Source organism: uncultured Rummeliibacillus sp., from assembly GCF_934216135.1.
In the GTDB taxonomy this organism is placed as follows: Bacteria; Bacillota; Bacilli; order Bacillales_A; family Planococcaceae; genus Rummeliibacillus.
This window is the reverse complement of the sequence record NZ_CAKQBI010000013.1, coordinates 22,010-46,153: the sequence shown is the minus strand read 5'-3', so window position 1 is coordinate 46,153 and position 24,144 is coordinate 22,010. Positions and strand designations below refer to the sequence as shown.

Annotated in this window: 28 protein-coding genes; 9 read left to right on the top strand and 19 right to left on the bottom strand. The window is 33.2% G+C overall.

Going from position 1 to position 24,144, the window contains the following annotated elements; all coding sequences use genetic code 11:
- Window positions 1-121: 121 nt before the first annotated feature.
- Both Q0977_RS10265 and Q0977_RS10260 read left to right on the top strand, forming a co-directional pair.
- Complete coding sequence (locus tag Q0977_RS10265; protein ID WP_119416338.1) at window positions 122-817, top strand: metalloregulator ArsR/SmtB family transcription factor; 696 nt, start codon at window positions 122-124, stop codon at window positions 815-817.
- A gap of 143 nt (window positions 818-960) precedes the next feature.
- Window positions 961-1,203: a DUF2626 family protein gene (locus Q0977_RS10260; protein ID WP_119416339.1), complete on the top strand. Its 243-nt coding sequence runs from the start codon at window positions 961-963 to the stop codon at window positions 1,201-1,203.
- Window positions 1,204-1,441: 238 nt separating this feature from the next.
- Here the strand turns inward: Q0977_RS10260 and Q0977_RS10255 are convergent, their stop codons facing one another.
- On the bottom strand, window positions 1,442-2,080 hold the full coding sequence (locus Q0977_RS10255; RefSeq protein ID WP_299513394.1) for an MBL fold metallo-hydrolase: 639 nt from the start codon (window positions 2,078-2,080) through the stop codon (window positions 1,442-1,444).
- A gap of 259 nt (window positions 2,081-2,339) precedes the next feature.
- Here Q0977_RS10255 and Q0977_RS10250 point away from each other — a divergent pair, with 259 nt between their 5' ends.
- Window positions 2,340-2,519 (top strand): DUF2759 domain-containing protein, encoded by a 180-nt coding sequence (locus Q0977_RS10250; protein WP_119417352.1) that lies wholly within the window; start codon window positions 2,340-2,342, stop codon window positions 2,517-2,519.
- Between the two features lie 85 nt (window positions 2,520-2,604).
- Here Q0977_RS10250 and Q0977_RS10245 read toward each other — a convergent pair whose 3' ends face one another.
- From Q0977_RS10245 to rpmG, 5 genes are all read right to left on the bottom strand, one after another.
- Window positions 2,605-3,687 carry a hypothetical protein gene (locus tag Q0977_RS10245; RefSeq protein ID WP_367269469.1) on the bottom strand — a complete coding sequence of 361 codons (1,083 nt, stop codon included), beginning with the start codon at window positions 3,685-3,687 and terminating at the stop codon, window positions 2,605-2,607.
- Window positions 3,688-3,878: 191 nt separating this feature from the next.
- Window positions 3,879-5,762 carry an LTA synthase family protein gene (locus Q0977_RS10240; protein WP_299513388.1) on the bottom strand — a complete coding sequence of 628 codons (1,884 nt, stop codon included), beginning with the start codon at window positions 5,760-5,762 and terminating at the stop codon, window positions 3,879-3,881.
- A 246-nt stretch (window positions 5,763-6,008) separates the two neighbouring features.
- Window positions 6,009-6,218 carry a YqgQ family protein gene (locus tag Q0977_RS10235; protein WP_299513385.1) on the bottom strand — a complete coding sequence of 70 codons (210 nt, stop codon included), beginning with the start codon at window positions 6,216-6,218 and terminating at the stop codon, window positions 6,009-6,011.
- 23 nt (window positions 6,219-6,241) lie between these two features.
- Window positions 6,242-6,805, bottom strand: a complete 564-nt coding sequence (locus tag Q0977_RS10230; protein WP_124218281.1) for a 5-formyltetrahydrofolate cyclo-ligase — start codon at window positions 6,803-6,805, stop codon at window positions 6,242-6,244.
- Window positions 6,806-6,872: 67 nt separating this feature from the next.
- On the bottom strand, window positions 6,873-7,022 hold the full coding sequence (gene rpmG / locus Q0977_RS10225; protein WP_010287907.1) for a 50S ribosomal protein L33: 150 nt from the start codon (window positions 7,020-7,022) through the stop codon (window positions 6,873-6,875).
- 271 nt (window positions 7,023-7,293) lie between these two features.
- On the opposite strand from rpmG, the gene Q0977_RS10220 reads away from it, so the two are divergent.
- Both Q0977_RS10220 and Q0977_RS10215 read left to right on the top strand, forming a co-directional pair.
- Complete coding sequence (locus Q0977_RS10220) at window positions 7,294-7,674, top strand: hypothetical protein (protein WP_119417357.1); 381 nt, start codon at window positions 7,294-7,296, stop codon at window positions 7,672-7,674.
- A complete protein-coding gene (locus tag Q0977_RS10215) occupies window positions 7,671-8,141 on the top strand; it encodes an endolytic transglycosylase MltG (RefSeq protein WP_124218280.1) in 471 nt (156 codons plus the stop codon). Before Q0977_RS10220 ends, Q0977_RS10215 begins: the two co-directional genes overlap by 4 nt.
- A gap of 162 nt (window positions 8,142-8,303) precedes the next feature.
- On the opposite strand, the gene phoU is transcribed toward Q0977_RS10215, so the two are convergent.
- The 8 genes from phoU to Q0977_RS10175 form a co-directional block, all read right to left on the bottom strand.
- Window positions 8,304-8,960 (bottom strand): phosphate signaling complex protein PhoU, encoded by a 657-nt coding sequence (phoU, locus tag Q0977_RS10210; protein ID WP_119417305.1) that lies wholly within the window; start codon window positions 8,958-8,960, stop codon window positions 8,304-8,306.
- Between the two features lie 12 nt (window positions 8,961-8,972).
- On the bottom strand, window positions 8,973-9,800 hold the full coding sequence (gene pstB / locus Q0977_RS10205; protein ID WP_119417304.1) for a phosphate ABC transporter ATP-binding protein PstB: 828 nt from the start codon (window positions 9,798-9,800) through the stop codon (window positions 8,973-8,975).
- A gap of 16 nt (window positions 9,801-9,816) precedes the next feature.
- Window positions 9,817-10,695 carry a phosphate ABC transporter permease PstA gene (gene pstA, locus Q0977_RS10200; protein WP_124218279.1) on the bottom strand — a complete coding sequence of 293 codons (879 nt, stop codon included), beginning with the start codon at window positions 10,693-10,695 and terminating at the stop codon, window positions 9,817-9,819.
- Entirely contained in the window at window positions 10,695-11,642 is a 948-nt protein-coding gene (pstC, locus tag Q0977_RS10195) for a phosphate ABC transporter permease subunit PstC (protein WP_233548163.1), read from the bottom strand. Before pstC ends, pstA begins: the two co-directional genes overlap by 1 nt.
- Window positions 11,643-11,705: 63 nt before the next feature.
- On the bottom strand, window positions 11,706-12,671 hold the full coding sequence (locus Q0977_RS10190; RefSeq protein WP_119417302.1) for a PstS family phosphate ABC transporter substrate-binding protein: 966 nt from the start codon (window positions 12,669-12,671) through the stop codon (window positions 11,706-11,708).
- Between the two features lie 685 nt (window positions 12,672-13,356).
- The gene (locus Q0977_RS10185) at window positions 13,357-15,546 is read right to left on the bottom strand and encodes a penicillin-binding protein 2 (RefSeq protein ID WP_119417300.1); all 2,190 of its coding nucleotides are present in this window, start codon (window positions 15,544-15,546) and stop codon (window positions 13,357-13,359) included.
- A gap of 281 nt (window positions 15,547-15,827) precedes the next feature.
- Window positions 15,828-16,436 (bottom strand): superoxide dismutase, encoded by a 609-nt coding sequence (locus tag Q0977_RS10180; RefSeq protein ID WP_119417299.1) that lies wholly within the window; start codon window positions 16,434-16,436, stop codon window positions 15,828-15,830.
- A 195-nt stretch (window positions 16,437-16,631) separates the two neighbouring features.
- On the bottom strand, window positions 16,632-17,111 hold the full coding sequence (locus Q0977_RS10175; RefSeq protein ID WP_119417306.1) for a DUF456 domain-containing protein: 480 nt from the start codon (window positions 17,109-17,111) through the stop codon (window positions 16,632-16,634).
- 261 nt (window positions 17,112-17,372) lie between these two features.
- Between Q0977_RS10175 and Q0977_RS10170 the strand changes: the two genes are divergently transcribed.
- The 4 genes from Q0977_RS10170 to Q0977_RS10155 all read left to right on the top strand — a co-directional run bounded on the left by Q0977_RS10170 (window position 17,373) and on the right by Q0977_RS10155 (window position 20,071).
- Window positions 17,373-17,885 carry a DUF1189 family protein gene (locus Q0977_RS10170; protein WP_233548149.1) on the top strand — a complete coding sequence of 171 codons (513 nt, stop codon included), beginning with the start codon at window positions 17,373-17,375 and terminating at the stop codon, window positions 17,883-17,885.
- Window positions 17,886-17,936: 51 nt separating this feature from the next.
- On the top strand, window positions 17,937-18,269 hold the full coding sequence (locus Q0977_RS10165) for a hypothetical protein (protein ID WP_299513350.1): 333 nt from the start codon (window positions 17,937-17,939) through the stop codon (window positions 18,267-18,269).
- Between the two features lie 94 nt (window positions 18,270-18,363).
- On the top strand, window positions 18,364-19,479 hold the full coding sequence (ispG, locus tag Q0977_RS10160; RefSeq protein WP_119417053.1) for a flavodoxin-dependent (E)-4-hydroxy-3-methylbut-2-enyl-diphosphate synthase: 1,116 nt from the start codon (window positions 18,364-18,366) through the stop codon (window positions 19,477-19,479).
- A 19-nt stretch (window positions 19,480-19,498) separates the two neighbouring features.
- Entirely contained in the window at window positions 19,499-20,071 is a 573-nt protein-coding gene (locus Q0977_RS10155) for a hypothetical protein (protein WP_124218019.1), read from the top strand.
- Between the two features lie 52 nt (window positions 20,072-20,123).
- Here Q0977_RS10155 and Q0977_RS10150 read toward each other — a convergent pair whose 3' ends face one another.
- The 5 genes from Q0977_RS10150 to Q0977_RS10130 form a co-directional block, all read right to left on the bottom strand.
- Window positions 20,124-20,606, bottom strand: a complete 483-nt coding sequence (locus tag Q0977_RS10150) for a hypothetical protein (protein WP_119417055.1) — start codon at window positions 20,604-20,606, stop codon at window positions 20,124-20,126.
- 697 nt (window positions 20,607-21,303) lie between these two features.
- Window positions 21,304-21,801, bottom strand: a complete 498-nt coding sequence (locus tag Q0977_RS10145; protein WP_299513346.1) for a hypothetical protein — start codon at window positions 21,799-21,801, stop codon at window positions 21,304-21,306.
- A gap of 195 nt (window positions 21,802-21,996) precedes the next feature.
- Window positions 21,997-22,422, bottom strand: a complete 426-nt coding sequence (locus Q0977_RS10140; RefSeq protein WP_299513344.1) for a Fur family transcriptional regulator — start codon at window positions 22,420-22,422, stop codon at window positions 21,997-21,999.
- A 16-nt stretch (window positions 22,423-22,438) separates the two neighbouring features.
- A complete protein-coding gene (locus tag Q0977_RS10135) occupies window positions 22,439-23,287 on the bottom strand; it encodes a metal ABC transporter permease (protein WP_299513341.1) in 849 nt (282 codons plus the stop codon).
- Window positions 23,284-24,057, bottom strand: coding sequence for a metal ABC transporter ATP-binding protein (locus Q0977_RS10130; protein ID WP_119417060.1), 774 nt, complete (start codon window positions 24,055-24,057; stop codon window positions 23,284-23,286). Before Q0977_RS10130 ends, Q0977_RS10135 begins: the two co-directional genes overlap by 4 nt.
- Window positions 24,058-24,144 lie beyond the last annotated feature (87 nt).

Sequence of the window (24,144 nt, the reverse complement as noted above, 5' to 3'; positions counted from 1 at the left end):
ACATTTTTATCTTTAAAATCTCTAAAAAAAATCACATTTTCTTGAAGAATAGTTTTTTTCTACTTTCACAATTGGTATATTGCTATATAATAGTAAGTAATGAAATAGGAGGTGAGTTGATATGTTTAATCAACTTAAAGTTACAAGTACTTTATCTGATGAAACTAGATTTTCCATATACCAATTTATGTTGCAAGAAAAAAAATCATTTTCCGTTCAAGATATTGCTGAAAAATTCAATATTCATCCTAACGTAGCTAGATTACATTTATCAAAGCTTACAGAAATCGAAGTCGTTAGTGCAGAATATGAAAAAACCGGAAAAGGTGGCCGACCAGGAAGAAGATATAAAGCAAATGAAAATGGCGTAACCTTATCATTTCCTAAAAGAAATTATGAAGAATTACTTCAATGGACACTCGAAGTTATTGAAGAAATTGGTCCTGAAGCAGATCGCATTGGACAAAAAATCAGTTATAACCACGGTCTAAAAGATATGGAACAACTTATCTTAAGTCATGGCAAAGATCGCTCTCAATTATCGATTGATGAAAAAATGGACTTAATAACAGAAGCAGCATCCCTTATCGGATATGTCCCATCAATTAACGAGGGACCTGAAGGAAAAACAATGTCATTTGCAGTTTATAATTGTCCTTACCATGATGAAATAGGTAAACATTCTAACATTGTATGTAATTTACATGAATCTTATCTTAAAGGTCAATTCGATACATTATTCGATGTAAAAGATTTTGTAAAAATTGAAAGCATGACTAATAGTTGTGATTACTGTACTTATCACGTAAATATATAATATAATATTTAAATTCTTAGGATTTGTGAATTTTTTACACTGTATTGTCACAAACTCTTAGCAACTTGCAGTTTACATGTGTCAATAAAATCATTTATAATGGTTAAGAGATTATTGTGTCGTCGAAAAGGAGGGAACCGTACATGGATAATATGTATAAGGTGCTTGGCTTCTGGACAGGTATTTTCGCAGTTATGTTTTATTTAGGTGGTATGAAAGAGGTTTCGCTATTATTCGTAGCTAACACAGGATTTTTCCTTCTATTAGGCTTCTTAAACCTTACAGAACGTATGTATATGTATATTTTCGGTGCTTACTTAACAGTATTCTTTGCTGGATTCACATACTACGCTACATTCATTCACGTACCAGGTTTAGAACATTAATTGCAAAAAGAGACAGTCATTTGACTGTCTTTTTTTATTTAGTTTTACACTATTGACATATTGGAAAAGATATTTTATTATATAAACGTAGCTTAACTTTATCCCTCCCATTAATATATGGAGAGAAAACATCCCCTAGATGAAGATAATATCTTCGAATTTAAGAGGCCCATTTGAGCCTCTTTTTTTAATGTCTAAGCATTAAACTAGCAGCAATACTAAAACCTTGATGGCTTGCTTAAAAGCCGTTTAAAAATGGATTTTGTTCCATTTCAATATCAATTCTTGTGGGACCTCCATGGCCTGGATATATAATTGTTTCTTCATCTAATGTTAATAACTTATTATGAATAGATGAAAGCAGTTGCTTACTATTTCCACCAACTAAGTCCGTACGACCAATACTTCCTTCAAATAATGTATCTCCAACGATTGCAAACCCTTCATCCAAAAATACATAACTTACACTACCAGGTGAATGACCAGGTGTATGCAATATTTTGAATTTAAAATGGCTGATTTCTAGTGTTTGTTCATTTTCAATTAAATGATCTGCTGGAGATATTAAAATATCAGGTATTTCCCTGTATCGACCAGAACCATTTTGCATTGGATCCTGAAGCCAATCAGATTCCTTTTTATGCAAAAATACTGGTACTTTAAGAGCATCTCTTACTATATCTACACCGCCAATATGGTCAAAATGCGCATGCGTCAATAAAATAGCAACTGGATTTAAATGGAGATTTCTCAATTGTTTTACTAGCTTCTCTCCTTCTCCCCCTGGATCAATCACAAGACATTCTTTATGAGAATTACTAATAATATAACAATTGGCTTGAATAGGTCCTAAAGGATATGTACGAATATTTAACATTTCTTCACCTCAATCTCATTATACAGAATTCTTAAAACAATTCTCAAGGCGAAGGCTATCATAAAATTTGCTTTTTAAGAAGCTACTATACACATGCTAAAGTTGTAAGTTTCTGTATTTAACGAAAAAGCAACTATTTTATATTACGTTCAAATAACCGTCACATTAAGTTCTCGACAAACAAAACAAATAGCTTTACAATAGAGAAGGAATATTGTTTTACGACATTCATTTTCTGATGTCGAAAGGAGTGTCTATATTGAACTTATTAATGGTTATTTTCGGCCTAGTTGCAATTCTAGGTCTAGTAGGAACAGTGCAAGCTCTTAAAGAAAAAGCTATTCTTGGTGTAATCTTTAACTTTGCAGCGTTCGCAGTGTTTGGATGGTTCGTAGTTATGACTATCCTACATCAAGGTTTCCCACCAAGCCTTCACTAAAATTTGGTATAAAAGAGGGTGCTCCATTTCGGGGCATCCTTTTTTATTTGATCAGTTCTTTACTATTCAGATGATTTAGCTAAATTTAATCTTTTACTACTAACCATTTTTTCTTTTCATAAGGCTTGATAGAAATTGCAGTTTCATAATTATTTCCAGAAAGGCAAAATGTTCCTTTAGCTGAACATATAATTTGCTCATAATTTGGTGATTGTCCAATGGTATGAACACCATTTAAAGAAACATGTACAAGTTTAAAAGGATGCTCACCCTCATCTATTTTCCCATTTTCCATAGGCAATAATACCATCAGTGATTGATCATCCAGCCATTGTACTTCCGGTACAAACCATTGAGCATAATCCGTAACAGCTGGTGATGTCCACTCTTGCTTTTTATTACCTTTTTCTAATACATAACGAAATTCTTCTTTAGTAAAATCCATTGTAACAATCAGAGAAGACTGTTTAAAACAACTTACATAAACTATCTTTTGTTTAGATTCGGACGTTACTTTTCCATTTCTCCAATTGATGGTTGTTAAAGTACCACCGTTAAGTGGATTATTCCCCATTTTGTTTACCCATAATATATTATCAGAGTACCAAGTCCAAAATGGATTGTCAGATTGGAATTCAACTAGTTTGTTTTTGCTTCCATCATATATGTAACTATTATACGAAAAATCATTATTAAAAGCTGATAATCCTACTAAATTTGTGTTATTAGGATTCCAAACTAGAGAGATTTCTTGTGATTTGACGTTAAAATTATGTAGAATTTTACCTGCAACAGTAATTATCGTAACGTTCGCACTTTCTGAGTTATTCGCTGTTTGCACCAGAATCTCTTTCATACTAGGATGAATTAAAACTTGAATAATTGCATCGTCCGAAGTATAAAGAATTTTCTTTTTCCCTGTTTCTAAATTATATCGAACCAATTGCTCCCTATTTTGATGTTGCTCAATGATTAATAAGTCAACCTCAGATAAAAATCCAACAACTGTATGTAATTGTTCTGCCTTTATTTGATATGGGACGATATTCGAGATTGATTTTACGGTATGAATTTTATTGTTCTCAGTTGTTGTTTTATTTTCTTTTGAAATCGACTGTTGTTGACAGGCACCAAGAAAGAGAACTGCAGTCACTAATAGATAAATCATCTTTAACACGTTTTTCACATCCTTTCTGACTATTTCATTATACGATTAAATGATAAAAATTCTAGTATTATATTAATAATTTTTTATCTAGAGAATTTAAATTTATGAAATTTACTTTTTACTAACATAAATGTAAAAAAACCGCATAGCCAGTAATAGCCATGCGGTAATGAATAACTTAAAATCTTATTTTATTTTTTTGCTTCACCCGTTTTGTTGTCGTAGAAACGAAGCAAATCTCCATTGATAATCTTATCAGAGTAATCTAGTTTTTTGTTTGCTTGCTCAATATATGGTGAACATTTAGATGAATCGGTCTTTTGTTCTGTAGCTTTATCGTAACATACTTCACCAGCATAAACTAATTTATCTGTTACAATACGACCGTCACGGAATGCTACGAAGTCTTTATGGTCTTTTGAGAATAAGTCAGTTCCCATTTGTAAATCATTTTTAGTATCAATACCTAGTAAGTGTAATACTGTTGGTCTAATGTCCATTTGTCCTGCAACTTCATGCATTTGTTTACCTATACCTGAGTTTGGTATATGGATAAAGAATGGTACTCTTTGAAGTTGTGCAGTATCGAATGGTGTAATTGCATCTTTACCTAAATATTGTGCCATAGCTTTGTTATGGTTTTCTGAAATACCGTAATGGTCACCATACATAACAATGATTGAGTTATCATATAAACCAGATGCTTTTAAGTCTTTAAATAATTCTTTTATCGCTTCATCTGTATACCGTACAGTTTGGAAGTAACGATTTACAGTATTATCATCAGAAGTGTAAGGTTTAATCAATTGATCTTCCTCATCTGAAGTGAATGGGAAATGATTAGATAATGTAATCATGCGTGTATAGAATGGTTGTGGCATTGATTTCATAATCTCTACAGATTGGTCCATATAAGGAATATCTTTTAATCCCCAGTTTGCAGAGTTTTCATCAGTTACATGATAAGATTCTACATCATAGAACTTTTTGATATTGAATGCTTGGTACACCATGTCACGGTTCCAGAAACTCTTATTATTTGCATGTAGTACAGAAGTGAAATAGCCATTTTCGTTAAATCTTTCTGCCATTGAGTTAAAAGTATTACCACTGTTTGTAAAGAATACGGATCCTCGTCCTGTACCATATAATGAGTTTTCTACGATAAATTCTGCATCAGAAGTTTTACCTAATCCAGTTTGATGGTAGAAGTTATCAAAATAAAAAGTATCCTTATCTTTTGTTAGCTTGTTAAGGAATGGTGTTATTTCTTGACCATTCACTTTATTGTTTATAACAAAGTTTTGAGTTGATTCAAGTGAAATAATAATTACGTTGCGTTTTTTAGCAACACCAAAAGTTTTCTTATTATTTTCACCTTGGTTTGATTTCACATAGTTCGTTACATCTGTTAGCTCACTACCATCTGCCATAGCACGTTGAGCGTGGAATTTTGATTGAATGAAAATATCATATAAATGATAGTTATACGTACCAATATTTTTAACTAATAATTCACGGTCAAAACTACGAGTTAATAATTGTGGTCTTTGTGTTTCAGCTAAACCCAAATTCAAGAATAATATAGCAAAAGTTAGCACAAAGTAAGTGCGGCGTAAATTTGGTTTAGTAATTGTAGCTTCTTTAGCTTTAGGTAAGAATTTAACAGCTAGTATTAATAATACAACATCAGTGAAATAGAAAACATCGTACCAGTTAATAGATGATGTAGCTGAGTTTCCTAAATCTCCAAAGTTACTTGTTTGGAATAATACAGGTAGTGTTATAAAGTCATTAAAGAATCTATAAAAAACAACATTTCCGTATACAAGTATTGATAAGATAACACTTGTTGTTATTAAATATCGATTTCTTCTTTTTGCAGTTTTAAAGAATAAAGAAATCCCATATATAAATAACAAGAATGCAAGCGGGTTAATCAATAAGATGAATTGTTGCATTGAATTGTCAATTTCCATATCAAAACTAGATTGATAAGTAATGTATGTCTTAATCCAAGTGGTGATAATAGCGATCACCAATATTGAATGTTTAGGTAGCTTATTGAATTTCATTCCTAACATCCTCCTACTTTCTTTCGTTCGTTACAAAATTAGTTCCATTATGAAAGAAACAAAATATATCTTAATCCTTTTCTAACAATAAAGCAACATTTTTGTTACATAATTATTATTTCCATAATACCGTATTCATTTATCATTATAATAACGAATACATCCAACAGAAAGTTTCATCATTTTAAAAAAGATTAAACCATTTTTAAAAATTCTTTTCAATAGGTCCTTTGTATAATTGAATTTTTATTTTGATGTTATTTCTTTTTCAAGTTTTACAATTTCTGTTCTTAAGATATGACGGGCTGATTGGAATTCACGTGCCTCGATAAGTCCACCCTTATACAATTCGACTAAATCCATCTCCATTAACTGTAAATCGCCGATTCTGTTTTTTGTGTAAACAAAAGTACCAAATCGTTTTAAAAGTTGCATTACATCATATACTGTTTCCAAGGAGTTAACTCTCCCCTTTCAAATCAATTGCAATTTATAATTTCTTTTTCAGTAATTATTTTTTCAATAGGTACATCATAATCATCTGTAGGGATTTTTTCAACTATCTGCATATGAAAAGCCAAAGAAATGGTCGTTTTATCAAAATCTGACAAAAATCGATCGTAATACCCACCGCCAAAACCTAATCGAAACCCTTGTCTATCAAAAGCAAGACCAGGAACAATTAAACATTCAATCTCTTCCTTTGGAATCTTAGTTGTTAAATGTGGAATTGGTTCTGAAAGTTGCATGTATACAGTTTCAAGTTGTTGAAACGATGTGATTTCATAAAATGTCATTCTTCTAGACTTTGGCTCACATTTCGGTACGACCACTTTCTTCCCTAATGCCCAAAAGGCTTTAATTAAATCCCAGGTCTCTACTTCTGGAAAAGCAGAAAGTGTAATACCGATAATATTTGCATTTTTCACAGCTGATTCTTGAAGTAACATTTTATGTATAAGTTCAGATTTTTCTTTATATGTTTCTTTATTAATTTTTTTTAATTCACTCATAATTATTTTTCGAAGTTCTTTTTTATGCATTATTTTTTCACTCCAACTTCTCTAAAAATGGAAAAAGCCAAAACCACAAAGGTTTTGGCAATGAGCATTATTTTGTTTCACGGTGAAGTGTCATTTTGTTATCACGAGAACAATATTTTTTTAGTTCTAGACGTTCTGGATTGTTACGTTTGTTTTTCTTTGAAATGTAGTTACGTTCGCCACATTCAGTGCAAGCTAATGTAATATTAACGCGCATTGTTATCCCTCCCACTCTATATAAAGAATAAAATGTCTTAGTGAGCATGATTTATACGACTAAACCATTATATCATAATTCGCAAAAAAATCTACTGTCATTTCTAATTAGATTTTGTTATGTTAAAATAAAGTAAAATTCACTCAGTTAAGGTTTTCCTTCGCTGAGAATCAGTTACAACATTCAGTATTAACGGGCAGTTGCCTCCTAATCTACTGCCCGTTAATATTCGGCTGAATACACAACTAAATAACTACATGAGGTGAACAGAATGGACTTATCTCTCATACTAATCATTGTCGGATTGCTCATAATTTTCGCATCTTTTTTTGTTGGGAAACAATCTAAACAACTTGAGAAGGATGTTGAAGAATTATCGTTAAACTTCTATCAAGAAACCCATCAATTGAAACGGCGTTTAAAAGCCGTTGAGGAGGAATTACTATTTGAGCCTCAATCATTTGTTAAAAAGACAAAAGTTAGTCCTAAACAAACGTCAAAGGCAAATATTAAGGGCATACATCAAATTATAATTAGCCAAGTTATCACTTTACATAAGCAAGGCTATAACACCGAAGAAATAAGTAAACGATCATCCCTATCAACAGAACAAGTACAAGCGATTATTGCTTCTGGGGGAAATCGTTTATGATGAAATCCACAATTCGCTCATTTGGCATTGGATTATTTCTTGCTGGAAGTATAATGACTATCCAAACTCACTTTTTTGAAGAAAACACTCAGAATTCTATAAAAGCTTCAAAAGGATCTGTTGTTATAAAAAAAGAAGAGCTCGATACTTTAAAAGAAGAAGCTGCTGATGCAAAAGAACAACTTGCAAAGATTCAGACAGACTATCAAACTTTAAAAAAAGAAAACACCTCGACAAGTAAAGAGAAAAAGAAAGTCACTACTTATAAATTGGTCATCAAAAAAGGTATGGGGACTACCGAAGTCACAAAAGCTTTAAAAGATGGCGGTATTATAAAGGATGATGGTGAATTAGAACGATACATCATCAATAAGAACAAAGCAAAAGATATTCAAATCGGTGATTATCAATTATCATCTGATATGTCTAATAAAGACATAGTCAAAATCATTACATCCGCAAAATAAGAAAAGATGTTTCATCAGCTAAATTTGCTGTTTGAAACATCTTTTGTGATTTTTGAAACTTCACTACACTGTATGTAAAACTTAAAATTAATTAATTAATTAACGAATTACATTTAAAATGTATGATAAAAAAGAGTTTCCACTATTTACGGAAAACTCCTTTTATGAATTTAGAGCGAATCTTTTTCCTTGGACTATAAAGAATAAAGCTTCAGCTAAATTTGTGGCATGGTCGGCAGCTCTTTCAATATATTTGCATATTAGCGCCAATTGAATTGCATGGCCACTCGAGGATTCGTTAGTCATCATTTTTTCGATAGATGACATTGTTTCTCCATAACAATGATCAATCTGATCATCTCGTAAAGCGATTTCTTTTGCTTTTTCAACATCTTCTTTTACAAAAGCATCCAACATTTCTTTTAACATATTAACAGTCAATTTTCCCATTTCTCGTAATTGCTCTTCTGGATAAGGTTTGGGATTTTCACCTATACGAATTGTTTCTTTTCCAATACTTACGGCATAGTCACCTATTCTTTCCATATCTTGTGCAGCACGGATGAGAGCAACTAATCTTCGTAAGTCTGTGGCTACTGGTTGCTGTTTTGTGATTAAAAGAATAATTTCATCATGAAGATGTTCTTCTAAGCGATTGATGAAACGGTCTTGCTCAATAATAACGATTGCACCGTCCATATTTTTTGAAAATAATACATTCAGCGATTTCTCGAATGCCTGAATTGAACGTTCGCACAATTCAACAAGTAGATTTTGAACACGTTTTAAGTCACTATCGAATTTTTCCCTTGGTGTCATGTTATTTCCTCCTTAGCCAAATCTTCCAGATATATAGTCTTCTGTACGTCGATCTGATGGTGTTGAGAATAATTTATTTGTATCATCAAATTCAATTACCTCACCATTTAAGAAGAATGCTGTTTTGTCAGAAATACGTGCAGCTTGTTGCATATTATGTGTCACAATTATAATAGAATAATTTTGTTTTAATTCTTGAACAAGTTCTTCTACTTTTAATGTTGATATAGGATCAAGTGCTGAAGTCGGTTCATCCATTAAGATGACATCTGGTTCTATTGCCAAACATCTAGCAATACAAATACGTTGTTGTTGCCCTCCTGATAACCCATAAGCATTTTGATGTAAACGATCTTTTACATCATCCCAAATAGCCGCACCACGTAAACTATTTTCTACGATTTCATCTAAAATCTTTTTGTTTTTTATACCATGAATTCTTGGACCATAGGCAATATTATCATAAATAGATTTTGGAAATGGATTTGGCTTTTGGAATACCATTCCTACTTTCGTTCTTAATTCTTCTACTTGATAATTTTTATCTAAAATATTTCGTTCGCGATAGATAATTTCACCAGTTGTACGAACAATTGGTACAAGTTCTACCATTCGATTCAACGTTTTAATATAAGTGGATTTTCCACAACCAGAAGGTCCAATAATAGCCGTTACATCATTTTCTATAATATCAAGATTTATATCTTTTAAAGCTTGTTGCTCACCATACCAAAGATTCAAGTTTCTTGTTTGATAAACAGTTTTTTTCTTATCTGTTTGAAGTACCTTAAGATTATCAGTTGAATTTTGCTCTGCATCTTTCACTTGAATTTTTAACATTTTATATCCTCCAATTTTAATAACGTTTTTGGAACTTATTTCGGATGAAAATAGCAATTGAATTTAAAACAATTAAGAATATCAGTAAAACAAGAATCCCTGCTGCTGCGACATGTTGAAATTCTGGTTGTGGACGTTTTGCCCAATCAAATATTTGCATTGGTAAAGCAGTGAATTGGCTTAAAATTCCTTCTGGCAAAAAATGTACGATGACAGGAATACCAATTACAACTAAAGGAGCTGTTTCACCAACGGCCCTTGATAGTGCTAGAATACAGCCAGTTAAAATACCCGGTATCGCAAAAGGTAGTACAACTTTTAAAATAGTCTGCCACTTAGTTGCACCCATACCATATGATGCTTCACGCAATTCATTCGGCACAGCGCGAATTGCTTCTTGAGAAGAAACAATTATGACAGGTAATATCAATAAACTCATGGTCAATCCAGCAGCTAATACACTTTTTCCTAAAGCTAAACTTCGAACAAAAATGGTCAATCCAAGTAAACCAAATACAATAGAAGGAACTCCAGCTAAATTGGAGATATTCATACGTATAAAATCCGTCATTTTGTTTTTAGAAGCATATTCTTCAAGATAAAGAGCTGCACCTATACCAAGTAAAAGTGATACTGGAGCAACAACTGCCATTAGCCAAATCGACCCTATCAATGCTGCCTTAATCCCAGCTTTTTCGGCAAATCTAGATGAGAAATTTCCCAGGAAATCAGCATCTAAATATCCAGAACCTTGTGTAACCATCCGATAAATCAAAATTCCAAGCGTTGCTAAAGCGAACAATGTCGCTAATAGAAAGATCACTTTAAAAAGACCATTGAGGAATATTCGCCCTGACATTCTCTTGATGACTTCTTTTTGATTGATATAATTCATCAGTATTCCTCCTTAAAGCGTTTTGAGATAAAGTGTGCTAATAAATTCATCAGTAATGTGAAGATAAAAAGAGTAAAACCAACAGCATAGATTGAATAATAAATAGTAGTTCCATAACCAGCATCACCGCTTGATACTTGAACGATATATGCAGTCATAGTTTGAATAGAATCAGTAATATTCATGTCGAATTTTGGAGTCGATCCACCAGCTAGAGAAACGATCATTGTTTCACCGATTGCTCTAGAAACTGCAAGTACAATAGAAGAAAGAATCCCTGATATTGCCGCTGGTAGAATAACTTTTAATGTTACTTCTAATTTTGTAGAGCCCAGTGCCAAAGCACCTTCACGAATCGAGTTTGGAACGGAAGACATAGCATCCTCTGATAATGAAGCAATCATTGGTAATATCATGATTCCAATTACGATTCCTGGACTTATTGCATTAAAAATTTTCACTGATGGAATAACAGTTTGAATAATTGGTGTAACAAACGTCAATGCAAAGAATCCATATACAATAGTAGGAACGCCAGCCAAAACTTCTAAAATTGGCTTAATCGTTCTGCGTATTTTATCACTTGCATACTCACTTAGATAAATTGCTGCCGCTATCCCAAGTGGAACCGCTACAACTGCTGCGATCAATGTAACTTTTAATGTGCCAGCGATTAATGGCAAAACCCCATATGCTGGTGAATCTCCAGCAAAAGGTAGCCATTCTCTACCGATTAGGTAATCTATAATATTCACTCTTGTAAAAAACTCAAAAGTTTCAAAAATCAGTGTAAATACAATACCAATTGTCGTTAAGACGGATACTAATGCCGTCAAAAATAATATCTTCGGCATTATTTTTTCCATTAACTTTTTTGAACCTTTGCCTTTTGCTTGTTCGATTAGTTGTTGAACAGATTGCGAATCTTGTTGCTTAAAGCTAACCAATTGAAGTCCCCCTTCAAATGGAATGTGAGTAGCTATTTGCTACTCACTCCCTTTTAACTCTTATTATTTCAACGCTTCTAATGCAGATAAGTCTTTTTGATATATATCATCTGGAGTTTTTACGTAACCAACTGCTTCAGCCATTTCTCCAGCATTTTCAATTGTATATTTCATAAAATCATACATAACAGGGTTGTCTTTTATAGCACTGTTTTTCACATATACGTATAGTGAACGAGAAAGTGGTGTATACTCTCCAGATTCGATTGTGTCATGTGTTGGTTCAACCCCACCAATTTTAACAACTTTTAACTTATCTTTGTTTGCTAAGTAGTATGCATATCCAAAATAGCCAATAGCATTTTTATCTGACTCTACTCCTTTAACTAGGACATTATCATCCTCAGAAAGAGTAACTGATTTTACTAGTTGTTTTTCTTCTAAAATATCATTTACAAAATAGTCATAAGTACCTGAATCTGTACCAGGAGAATAGAATACGATTTTTTCATCTGGCCATTTAGGGTTAATATCTGACCATTTTTTATCTTTACCATCTTCTAACCAAATTTGTTTTAATTGATCGACAGTTAAATCTTCTACCCAGTTATTATCTTTGTTAACAACGATTGAAATTCCGTCGAATGCAATTTTCATTTCTGTATAATCAATACCTGCTTCTTTTAATTTCGCAGCTTCTTCGTCTTTAATTTCACGAGAGGCATTTGAAAAATCAGTTTCGCCTTTTATGAATTTTTCAAAACCGCCACCTGTTCCAGATACGCCTACTGATACTTGAACTTTTGGTTGTTCGTTTGCATATTCTTCTACGATTGCTTCCATAATTGGTGCTACTGTTGATGAACCATCACCTGAAATTTTACCTTCTAATTTTTGACTTGCATCTGCTTTTTGTTCTGTTGAACCGTTATTGCTTTTTGATGCTGAGTCATCGTTATTACCACATGCTCCTAAAAATAATGCAGATCCGATAACTGATGTCATCATTAAGTACTTCCAGTTTTTCATCTGTGTTTGCCTCCCAAAGGAATTTGTATTGTTTATTACAATACTTACTATAAAGGGAGTTTGTTGAGGGAATATAAATGGAATGTTAGGGATTATTATGGTTTTGTAAAGGGGATGTAAATTGATATAAATAAATTTAAAAAGCTATCGATTTATCTTTTACTTATATACTTTAGTTCTGATTACGCTTTCTGCGGGCACGGCTTCAGCCTTCTCCCTCGCTACGCTCAGTCCGGGTGCTTCAGCTCGTGCTGTTCCCGCTAGACATTGAATTAGCTTCCTCGAATTTACACCGCACGAAGAAAATGTGAATACATTTTCGAGGACTCGCTGCCTTCCACTCCAATCCACTCTTTTCTCTTCTCTAAAATACTTTTCCCAAAAATTTAAAACCAAGAAACCCATTCATAGCACAATATTGTGGTGCCGAAGGGAAATATGCTTCGGAAAATTAATCAATTTGTAGAGTCTACTTTTATCCTCGAAGAATGTGATTGACCCACAACCTTAAGCGAATACTAAAAATTCTGAGTGAAAAAAAGAGAGAGAAAAAGGCAAATTGCCGTCCAAATAAGACGACAATTTGCCTTTATTGTATTGAATTTCATTTACACAACTAAAAAAGGTAAGTTTCTCAGTTCCCTCAAATGGAATTCACTGTATTTTTATATTACTAAGTATCATTCTACTGTGCAGAATTATTACTAGCATTTTTATTGTTTGCTCTTTCTATTTTTTGTCCTACGGTTTCTTCTTTATTATTCATTTCTTTCTTTTGTAAAGAGAAATACGTTTCAACAGCTTTACGTGCAATGATATTGTTGATAGCTGTATAACTTTGGCTTGTTGTCACCCATGGAACAACTACAGCATAGGCGATTTCCGGATTTTTGTATGGAGCAAATCCGATATGAGTAATTGTTAATGTTTGAGTGCCATATGCAGCCCTTTTAGGTCCGTAGTATACAACTTCAGCTGTACCTGTTTTACCTGCTGCGTCAAATTTTGCATCTCTAAAGTATGAAGCTGCTGAACCTTGGCTACCAAAATACACTAAATGCATCCCTTGCTTCACATGATCAATTTGAGACTGAGGATTGTTAATCGTATTTAATACGTTTGGTGTAAATTCTTTAACAATAGGTCCTAGTTTTTTCCCATCTACTGAAGGTTCACGTACCTCTTTTGCTAAATGCGGTTGGATTCTCTTCCCACCATTTGCAACTGTCGATACATATTGAGCCAATTGTAGTGGTGTAAATGTATCATATTGTCCAATTACTAAATCGAGTAATTTACCTGAAATCGATTCTTCACCTTTAAATCCTGTAAATTCACCAGGTAAGTCAATACCTGTATCCACTCCTAAACCAAATTGAGCATATGAATTACGAATTTTTGTAAAATCATTTGGTTGTACTCTTAAACCACCGTTATACACATAATTAGCTCCAGCAATCTTCATCGCAACTTGGAACATATATGAGTTAGAAGAACGTTCAAGCGCTTGTAAATCTGATAAAGGAATTGCACCAGAACGGTTAAAGATAGAAGATTTTGCTTTTGTTCCTGCAATTTTAATCGGTTTATCGGTTAAGACTTCTCCTGGTGTAATGGCATTTAATGAATAACCAGTAAGTAATGTCGCTGGTTTTACTACTGACCCTACTTCATAAGCTGAAGTAAAAGTACCAATAGCATAATCGTTTATGACAGTTTTACCAGTTTCATCTGTATCTATTTTTTTGCCTACCATTGATAATATTTCCCCAGTATTTGGGTTCATCATGACAAGAAAGGCACGATCTAAAAGACTAGAAGCACCAGTTGCTTTTGCTGTAAGTAATTGCTCTTCAACTAGTTTTTCAAGTTTCTTTTGTAAATTACTATCAATTGTTAATACAAGGTCTTTCCCAGGTGAACCTGGAGATGTTGTTTTTGTTTCGACAACTTGGCCTTTTCCGTTAGTTTCGTTTTTGACAACTGCTTTTTGCCCTTGCAGTAATTCTTCATATTGAGCTTCAATATAACTTTTCCCAACTCGGTCATTTCGTGAGTAGCCACGAGCCAAATAATAATCGAGCTTATCCTTTGGAATCCCTTCAGATGGTGTAGTCGTAGAGCCAAGAATACTTAAATCTGAATTTTTTTGTCGGGCCCAATCTGTTGTTGTATTGACATTTGGTAACTCGTTTAAATGTTCGGATACGATAGCAAATTCCTTATCTGTTACTTTATCACTTTTAATAATTTGAGGTGATAAGTTATACCCTGCTACCATTTTGCTATAAATAGCTAAAACTTGTAAGTCTTCTTTCGTTAAACTTTTCAATTCTGCTTTTGTAATACGATCCCGTACTAATTTATCGAGTTCAGATTGTTTATCAGAAGTAGATAACTTATCGTTTTTATTAATAGCGCTTTGCTCTTTTTTTGAAACTTTTGCATAAGCTTCATCTTTATGAAGAGTAATCCAATAATCTTGCTTATCTCGCAACGCTATTTTACTTGTATCCATTTTAATAAGTTTTGATAACTTTTTAGCTGTTGCTAACATTTCTTCGCTTGTCGTAGATTGCAATTTTGTATAGGTAATTGCATTTTTAGGTTTATTATCAACTAATACACGACCTTGTCGATCATATATTCGACCTCGTGGAACACTAGTGTTTACTGTGACTTCTTCCGTTTGTTCTAATTCTCTAACATAATCTTTTCCTTTTACAATTTGCATATATCCTAATCGTAATATTAAGGCTGAAAATAATAAGAAAATCGAGAAGAACAGTACGTTCATTCGAAAAGAAAGATTTGCACGCTGTTTTGCTTTGACATTGGATGCACGTTTGTTTATATTTTTGTTTTTTTTGCGCATGCTTTTAGCCCCCTTTCCACTCAATTCACAATTAGTAGTATATCATTTTTCTGTGAAAAAACATAAAACATTTTCGCTAAAAAATGAATAATTGCATGCCTTTCAAAGACATAGGGGAATTAATATTTTTCTTGCCTATGTAATTGTAAATTTTTAATATGATCAACAGTAAATAGTAGTAACGAAATACAGAAATATATGCCCATTTTAAACGAGCCCATAAAAATAAGCACGCATCTTACTGACGTGTAAGATACGTGCTTTGTTCCAAGAATAATGGATTATTTTGCAGCAGCGTAACGTTCTGCAACTTTGTCCCAGTTTACAACATTCCAGAATGCTGAAATGTAATCAGGACGACGGTTTTGATAGTTTAAGTAGTAAGCATGTTCCCAAACATCAAGACCAAGTAATGGAGTTTTACCTTCCATGATTGGTGAGTCTTGGTTTGGAGTAGATGAAATTTCTAATTCACCGTTAGCTAGTGATAGCCAAGCCCAGCCTGAGCCAAAACGAGTTTTAGCAGCTGCTGCGAATTGTTCTTTGAAAGCATCGAAGCTACCGAATTTTGCATCGATTGCTGCTGCAAGTTCACCAGTTGGTTTGCCACCTGCATTTGGAGCTAATGATTCCCAGAATAGTGAGTGGTTAGCATGGCCGCCACCGTTATTACGTACAGCTGTACGAACTGCTTCAGGAACAGCGTCTAAGTTAGCAATTACTTCTTCAACTGTTTTACCTTCAAATTCAGATTTTCCTTCTAGAGCAGCGTTTAGGCCAGCTACGTATGTAGCATGGTGTTTGTCGTGATGGATTTCCATTGTTTTTGCGTCGATATGTGGTTCTAATGCATCAAAAGCATAAGGTAAGTTTGGTAATTCAAATGCCATAATAAAATTCCTCCTTGAAATTAAGTAATTATTTACTACATCCATTAGGTTATCAAAATTTATATTTGCGTTCAAATATTATTAACTATATTTTTCAATTTCATCCTTTAGACTGAATTACTATGAATTTTATACAACTAGCCTATTACATAAAAAGATTGAATGTTTTACGCAAAGCCAGTTTTTAGAGCGAATTTACATAACGACCAAAAACAAAACAATCATCACTATTTGTACAATTCCCTTCGTTACTACGGATGTCAAAAAACCAACAAGCGATCCGACTCCTATCTTCAACGACAGTTTAAGAGAACTTTTTGAAAAAAGTAATTCGGCGATTACTGCTCCTATAAAAGGTCCTATTAAAATACCTGCAAACGGTATAACAAACGGTCCTATTAATAAACCAATTGTACTTCCCCAGATGCCTGCTTCTGAACCCCCAAACCTTTTTACACCAAACGCATTTGCAAGTGTATCTGCACCAAATAACAATATAGTAAAAAGAATTTCGCATACCCAGAACCACCAAGGGAATTCACTAAAGCCATGGAATAGTCCATGTATGATAAAGCCTAAAAAAATAAATAAAACAGATGGTATAACCGGATATATTAAACCAACAAACGCAATGATAAAACTTGTAATAACTAAAATCCATGAAAGAATATCCATTAACGCTCTCCCTTAAGTGTATTATTTCTTCCTATTAAGTCAGTAGAGTATATATATTGTTTTTAATACAGATTTGTCAAACAACAAGGAACCACACTTTTGATATTATATACGGATTACACTTAAAATAAGTTCCTTATCCCAAAAAACTTATTTAAGAACATGTACTAAAAATTATATTAAGAATTTAACTGTTTTTACATCTTGCCTATACATATCACGATAATTTCCATGTTAATATACTAGTTGGAGGTTATATATATGAAGATTACACATTGGCAGTTATTCAAAGACAGCCTCATTCATCCTAAAAAGTTAGCTGCATATCGACTGCTTCCTATAGGAAAGGTCATACAATTTGTATTGTTGCTCGTACTATTCGTAACAATTGTTTCTTTTATTCAATTTCTAACAGGCGTTGGTTTAGAAACAAGCCAGATTAACGGTTTAAAGCAATTTATCAATGATATAAAATGGCTAATATATCCATTTGCCTTTTTATTATTATTCGTGATCAATTCCTTTACACTTTTTGTTCAAATTAGTATTTATGCTTTTATCGGGTTAGGGATACTGAAATTTCAGCATAAGCGCGGTGAATTCCGACATATTTGGCGAACTACTGCATTTACTGTCACATTATCAACAATCTTCACCTCACTATCTGCTTTTTTCATATCCAATAACCGCTTGGTATCAAGCCTCAGCATTGCTATTACAGCTATTTACTTGATCATTGCTTGTTCAAAATATCCAAATCAACCGAAAAAATAGGTCTGAATCTCTTTCTTTTTCATATATTAGTGGAAAAGGGAGGGATTTTTTGTGAGAGTACTAGTTTCCGCACTGATTATAATAGTCTGTGCTTATTTTATAAAAGTAGATTTAATCGAAGGAACCATTTCAAAAGCAGATTTTTATACACCTCAACAAAAATGCGAGGAGTCAGATAAAACCCAAACAATTACCGTAACCACTGCACCTGGTGATACATGGGAATCTTTATTTTCCCTATACCCAGCTGAAAATTTAACTTTTGCTGATCGACTTGAACTGGTATACAAATTCAATCCCCATTTATTAAAGCAAAGTTTTAAACCTGGAGAGGAAGTAATTTTACCGTTCCGTGCAAAAAATGCTAATTCATGTTCAAATTAAGCGGTTAATGTTTCTTTCTTGTCATTTTCTTCGAAACACTGCTAAAATAGTGATTAGTGAAGGCTTTTATAAGCCACGAAGGAGAGAGTAATTCATGAATGAAATCACGCACCGTTCGAAAACACGTAAAGTTCGTGTAGGTGATTTAACAATCGGCGGAAGCAATGAAGTAATCATCCAAAGTATGACAACAACTAAAACACATGATGTTGAAGCGACAGTAGCAGAAATTCTTCGTTTAGAAGAAGCAGGATGCCAAATTGTTCGTGTTGCTTGTCCTGATGAAAGAGCTGCAAATGCGCTAGCTGACATAAAAAAACGTATTCATATCCCACTCGTTGCGGATATTCACTTTGACTATAAACTTGCTCTAAAAGCTATTGAAGCCGGTGTGGATAAAATCCGTATCAACCCAGGGAATATCGGTCGTAAAGAAAAAGTTGAAGCTGTTGTTAATGCAGCAAAAGCGAAAGGTGTTCCAATCCGTATTGGTGTTAATGCTGGTTCACTTGAACGTAAAATTTTAGAAAAATACGGTTATCCTACTGCTGATGGTATGGTAGAAAGTGCGTTACACCACATTAAAATTTTAGAAGATCTTGATTTCCACGATATTATCGTATCTATGAAAGCATCTGATATTAATCTTGCTATTGAAGCTTATGAAAAAGCTTCTCGTGCATTTGATTATCCATTACACCTAGGAATTACTGAATCAGGTACATTATTCTCTGGTACTATTAAATCTGCTGCTGGACTTGGTGCTATTTTATCTAAAGGCATTGGTAACACATTACGTGTTTCTTTAAGTGCTGACCCTGTTGAAGAAGTAAAAGTAGCAAAAGAATTATTGAAATCATTCGGTTTAGCTTCTAACATGCCTACTTTAATCTCATGCCCTACTTGTGGTCGTATTGAAATCGATTTAATCTCAATTGCTAACGAAGTAGAAGAATATTTACAAACTATTAAAGCACCTATTAAAGTATCTGTTCTTGGTTGCGCAGTTAACGGACCAGGTGAAGCACGCGAAGCTGATATCGGTATCGCTGGTGCTCGCGGAGAAGGTTTACTTTTCCGTCATGGTAAAACTGTTCGAAAAGTACCAGAAGAAACAATGGTAGAAGAATTGAAAAAAGAAATCGATATTCTTGCTGAAGAATATTACAAAAAGCAAGAAGCTGAAAAAGCCGCAAACGCAAAACAATAGCATCTAGGGGGACATAATATTGACAAAGAAATATAGTTTTGGCATTGATATTGACGGTACTGTTACAACACCAGATTTTCTATTACCTTATATCAATGAAGCATATCAAACTAATATCACGTTAGATGATGTTAAAACTTATGACCTTACTGAAGCGTTGGCTGTTGATAAAGCCGATTTCTTCAAATGGTTTAAATCTGAAGAACTAAATATGTATAAAAACCCCCCTATTCAACTAAATGCAAAACGTATTTTAACTAATTGGTATCCAAATGTTTCTTTAAACTATATTACAGCTCGTGAAGAAAACTCCCGTGCAGTGACAGACCATTGGTTTAAAGCAAATCACCTACCTTATGATACGATTGATATCGTTGGAGCAACAGATAAGGTGATTGCTGGACGTAGACACGGCGTTCAATTGTTTATGGAAGATAAGCATGATAATGCCGTTAGAATCCATGAAGAATTAGATATACCTGTTCTATTGTTCGATGCACCATATAACCGTGAAGCAATTCCAAATGGTGTTGTTCGCATAAAAAGTTGGCTTGAAGCTGAAAATTGGGTAAAAAAAGAATTTGGAGTTTAATAGATTAAAAGTAAAAGCGAAAGATTGCTCTAGAGCAGTCTTTCGCTTTTTATTAAAAATTAATATCTAATATTTTCTTCACTTTTTCTAATTTCTCAGGCTCTTTTTTAACCGTCATATACATCATTTCTTTTTTCATCGTATCTTGGAAGAAAATTGTTCCATCTTTTAACATATAAATCTTATAGGTCAGTTTGTTCATCTCTTTCGTGTCCCCAAGGGCTATTATGTAGCTACCTTGTTTGTCTAACTGTTTTACAACTTCAGCTTGTTTTTCAGTTTTAGGAACCATCACAACTGATCTATTTACAGTTCTTATATAATCTTGAACAACTGCAGGATCTTCTACTAGCTTACTTGTTTCCTTCGTTGATATTCCTTTATCATCGACGCTTTGAATAAATAGATATTGATAAAATTCAGTTTTAGGTATAATGATTTCCCTTGTATTCGCTTTAGAATTTTCTTTCCCACAACCAACTAAACCAATTACTAAAGCAGAGACTAATAAAAACGTTTTAAACAACATTCGCATATGTAATACTCTCCTTTTCCCTACTATAACTTTCCCCGCTCATATTATACCTTGAAAATTATGAAAGAAATCAACACTCAAATAAGTTGTAACAAGATTGGCAAACAATGTTATCTTTTTTGAAAAAATTTCTTATGTTAAAAGTAACTATTTTTCTATATTTTCTTGACTTTTCTGTTTAAATTAATATGTATAATTCTATTACAATTATGAATACCATTTTGTATAATAATCAGTATACTAAAGTTTCTAAGAATCGAGGAAAGCGGTGGAGAATATGGACTTGCAGTATTTCATGAATGTCTTTACAAATTGTTTTATTTTCCTCTTTTTCATTCAATATATTGTTAGTATTTTTAAATCGAAGCACAAAGACCTATTATCAAAAATGTTGATTAATTGCTTCGTTATCTCAACTATTATTACCTTATCAATTCCTCTACTTGAAGAATGCGATATTCAATTAGGATATATTATTGAATTTCCATTTGAGGATTGAATAAGTCGCCCCTGTTTTTTAAAATTCCCAATTAAACCTTCAAAAAAATTGAGCTTGCCATCCTTCTGGATAACAAGCTCAATTACATGCGGGTAATTCCCTATATATTTCAGGCTCTATTTTTCACTTACTCTGTCTATAAATAAGAAGACTGATTTTCTAAAAAGTCAATCAACTATAGATTTTTACTAATTGTTGTTACACATTTATAGTTTTACGTGCCTGACTTGCGTGCAATTTTTTCATAGTAAATCTTGCTGCTGGCTGAGCGATTAACGTTTCAAACCAAAATGCGATGAAAAAGTTTCGTGGCCAATTATATAAGAATGTTCGAATCAGATTTAAACTCATTTGCCTTGTACCAATCCATGAACCAATAATTGTCAGTAAAATAGACAAAATAGTTACGCTAAACAATATCGTAAATAATATTCTTGCATTAAATCCGTCCGTCGGCTCCGTAAACTTTTGGTTAAGTTTTGTAACAAGTGGATTTGCAACAAGTGTTACCAATAAAACGACACAAATCCATACAAAAGGAATTACTTTTAAGGTATCAAGATACACATCTTTACTGAATCCAAATTGATATCCCATAATTATAGGTGCGATAATATTAACTGAAAGTATAGATATAATCGCTAAGAATAATATGAATTCCTTTCCATTTCTAGGTAATCTTGTTTCCTCATGCATATTGATCATCTCCATATAGTATTTCAGATGGCAGACGTATCATTGAGACATATATTTTTGGTCTGTTAAACCAATATCTCTACACACTTATTGTTAAATCATATCATTTTTTTCGAGTATATTTCAAGTACTCGAATATAAAAATGATAAATCTTTACATTAAAATTTACTAAAACAAAAACCTGTCATCCATTGCTATGACAGGTTTTTCTTTATACAATCCGGACATTTACCGTAAATTTCAAATTTGTGATTTTCTATCTCGTACTCAGGAAGTTGTTCTTGGAGCATATCCATTGGGCACAAGTGAATTTCTTTGATCTTCCCACATTCCATACAAATAAAATGGTGATGGTGATGTTCAGTTTCACATTGCATACGGAAGTGACGTTCACCTGATAGCTCGGTTTCTTCTAATATCCCCAGGTCTACAAATGTAGCTAGATTACGATAAATCGTATCATAGCTCATACCTGGGTAATCCTTTTTCATCACCACAAGCAGATCGCGGGCAGTTAAGTACTTATCATTCTCCTCGAACATCTCTAGGATTTGCTCTCGTTTATCTGTCTTTTTAAACCCGCTATCCTTTAGTATTTCCCATGCCTTTGTCAAATTCATAACCCAATTACTCCCCTCAATCCTTTGCACGAATTGCCATTACAATTTTCTTGATCATAATGACCAATAGTAAAATTAAAATAGAAGTTACTACAATTGTACCACCAGGTGCCAAATTTAGATAGAAAGCTGTTACTAATCCTATAATTACTGCCAATTCACCAAAAAGAATGGCAAAGAAAATAGTTTGTTTAAAACCCTTTGCTATTCGAATACTCGCTGCAACAGGTAATGTGATTAAAGAAGAAACAAGTAATATCCCTACTATTCGCATACTTGCCGCAATAACAAGAGCCGTTACTACCATGAATAGTAAGTGAATTGTTTTTGCAGGTAAACCACTAGCTTTTGCATAATCCTCATCAAATGAAAGGACAAATAATTCTTTATAAAAAATAAAGATAAACGCAAACACTAAAATGGCAATTCCAAGTACAATCCATAAATCTTGTCTACTAACTGCGGAAACAGAACCAAATAAATAGCTAAACAAATCGGTACTAAATCCTTGTGCTAATGAGATAAAAATAGCACTCATTCCTAGTCCAGCTGACATAATAATTGGAATCGCTAATTCTTCAAAATGTTTATATAATCTGCGGAGACGTTCGATTAAGACAGAACCCCCTACCGCAGAAACAATTCCTAAGTAAATAGGATTTAGTGTTGCGAATGCTGTAACACTTTGACTTAAGTATAAACTGCCAGCAATTCCAGCCAAAGTGACATGGCTTAATGCATCAGCTATTAGGGATAAACGACGTACTACAATAAATACACCGAGTAATGGAGCAATTATGCCAATAATAATCCCCGATAAAAAAGCATTTTGTAAAAAATCATATTGTAATATTGATTCGATCATTTTTGTTTCTCCTTATTATCATGATGAATTTTTCGAACTGCATGGCCATACCATGCATTTAGTTGATCATCGGATAAGGAATCATAATCGTCTTTAAAACCGTGGAAGTGAATAGTTTGGTTTAAACAAGCTACATGACTTATCGTATCGGATACTGTGTCCACATCGTGTGTAACTAAAATCATCGTCATATGATGTCGCTCATTTAAATCCGTCAGCATATCATAGAATGACTGCACATTCTCGTGGTCAATTCCGACGGTTGGCTCATCTAAAATAAGCAATTTTGGTTCTGCTACAAGCGCTCTTGCGATAAAAACACGTTGTTGTTGACCTCCGGATAGTTCACCAATATTACGATTTGCAAATTGTTCCATACCAACAGCTTTCAAAGATTCTATTACTTTGGCTTGCTGATCTGGTAATCTTCTTTTAAATAGGCCGATTTTTTTAGTAAGACCGCTCGCTACTACCTCTTTTACCGTTGCAGGAAATCCAGAATTAAACGAATTAGACTTTTGAGACACATATCCTATCCATTCTCTATGCTTAAAAGTCGAACCTGGTTCTCCAAATAGTTTTACAGTACCCTTGGTAGGTTTTAATAACCCTAAAATAATTTTCAATAATGTCGATTTTCCGGAGCCATTTGGGCCAAGTAGCGCTAAAAAATCGCCTTCTCTTACGCTTAATGATATATCTCTTAAAACATTTGTATATTCATATTGAAATGAAACATCTTGTAATTCAATTAACGGCTTTTGCGCCATATACTTCTCTTCTTTCTAATTCATAATCATTACGATTTACAAATTCAAAGTATAATAGATTGCGGGCGCTTTGTAAAGAACAATATC

What these genes read in the sequence shown, in the direction of transcription:
- Q0977_RS10265 (WP_119416338.1), top strand. Translation starts at nt 122, where the DNA reads ATGTTTAATCAACTTAAAGTTACAAGTACTTTATCTGATGAAACTAGA.
- Q0977_RS10260 (WP_119416339.1), top strand. Translation starts at nt 961, where the DNA reads ATGGATAATATGTATAAGGTGCTTGGCTTCTGGACAGGTATTTTCGCA.
- Q0977_RS10255 (WP_299513394.1), bottom strand. Translation starts at nt 2,080, where the DNA reads ATGTTAAATATTCGTACATATCCTTTAGGACCTATTCAAGCCAATTGT.
- Q0977_RS10245 (WP_367269469.1), bottom strand. Translation starts at nt 3,687, where the DNA reads ATGATTTATCTATTAGTGACTGCAGTTCTCTTTCTTGGTGCCTGTCAA.
- Q0977_RS10240 (WP_299513388.1), bottom strand. Translation starts at nt 5,762, where the DNA reads ATGAAATTCAATAAGCTACCTAAACATTCAATATTGGTGATCGCTATT.
- Q0977_RS10230 (WP_124218281.1), bottom strand. Translation starts at nt 6,805, where the DNA reads ATGCATAAAAAAGAACTTCGAAAAATAATTATGAGTGAATTAAAAAAA.
- rpmG (WP_010287907.1), bottom strand. Translation starts at nt 7,022, where the DNA reads ATGCGCGTTAATATTACATTAGCTTGCACTGAATGTGGCGAACGTAAC.
- Q0977_RS10220 (WP_119417357.1), top strand. Translation starts at nt 7,294, where the DNA reads ATGGACTTATCTCTCATACTAATCATTGTCGGATTGCTCATAATTTTC.
- Q0977_RS10215 (WP_124218280.1), top strand. Translation starts at nt 7,671, where the DNA reads ATGATGAAATCCACAATTCGCTCATTTGGCATTGGATTATTTCTTGCT.
- phoU (WP_119417305.1), bottom strand. Translation starts at nt 8,960, where the DNA reads ATGACACCAAGGGAAAAATTCGATAGTGACTTAAAACGTGTTCAAAAT.
- pstB (WP_119417304.1), bottom strand. Translation starts at nt 9,800, where the DNA reads ATGTTAAAAATTCAAGTGAAAGATGCAGAGCAAAATTCAACTGATAAT.
- pstA (WP_124218279.1), bottom strand. Translation starts at nt 10,695, where the DNA reads ATGAATTATATCAATCAAAAAGAAGTCATCAAGAGAATGTCAGGGCGA.
- Q0977_RS10190 (WP_119417302.1), bottom strand. Translation starts at nt 12,671, where the DNA reads ATGAAAAACTGGAAGTACTTAATGATGACATCAGTTATCGGATCTGCA.
- Q0977_RS10185 (WP_119417300.1), bottom strand. Translation starts at nt 15,546, where the DNA reads ATGCGCAAAAAAAACAAAAATATAAACAAACGTGCATCCAATGTCAAA.
- Q0977_RS10180 (WP_119417299.1), bottom strand. Translation starts at nt 16,436, where the DNA reads ATGGCATTTGAATTACCAAACTTACCTTATGCTTTTGATGCATTAGAA.
- Q0977_RS10175 (WP_119417306.1), bottom strand. Translation starts at nt 17,111, where the DNA reads ATGGATATTCTTTCATGGATTTTAGTTATTACAAGTTTTATCATTGCG.
- Q0977_RS10170 (WP_233548149.1), top strand. Translation starts at nt 17,373, where the DNA reads ATGAAGATTACACATTGGCAGTTATTCAAAGACAGCCTCATTCATCCT.
- ispG (WP_119417053.1), top strand. Translation starts at nt 18,364, where the DNA reads ATGAATGAAATCACGCACCGTTCGAAAACACGTAAAGTTCGTGTAGGT.
- Q0977_RS10150 (WP_119417055.1), bottom strand. Translation starts at nt 20,606, where the DNA reads ATGCGAATGTTGTTTAAAACGTTTTTATTAGTCTCTGCTTTAGTAATT.
- Q0977_RS10145 (WP_299513346.1), bottom strand. Translation starts at nt 21,801, where the DNA reads ATGCATGAGGAAACAAGATTACCTAGAAATGGAAAGGAATTCATATTA.
- Q0977_RS10140 (WP_299513344.1), bottom strand. Translation starts at nt 22,422, where the DNA reads ATGAATTTGACAAAGGCATGGGAAATACTAAAGGATAGCGGGTTTAAA.
- Q0977_RS10135 (WP_299513341.1), bottom strand. Translation starts at nt 23,287, where the DNA reads ATGATCGAATCAATATTACAATATGATTTTTTACAAAATGCTTTTTTA.
- Q0977_RS10130 (WP_119417060.1), bottom strand. Translation starts at nt 24,057, where the DNA reads ATGGCGCAAAAGCCGTTAATTGAATTACAAGATGTTTCATTTCAATAT.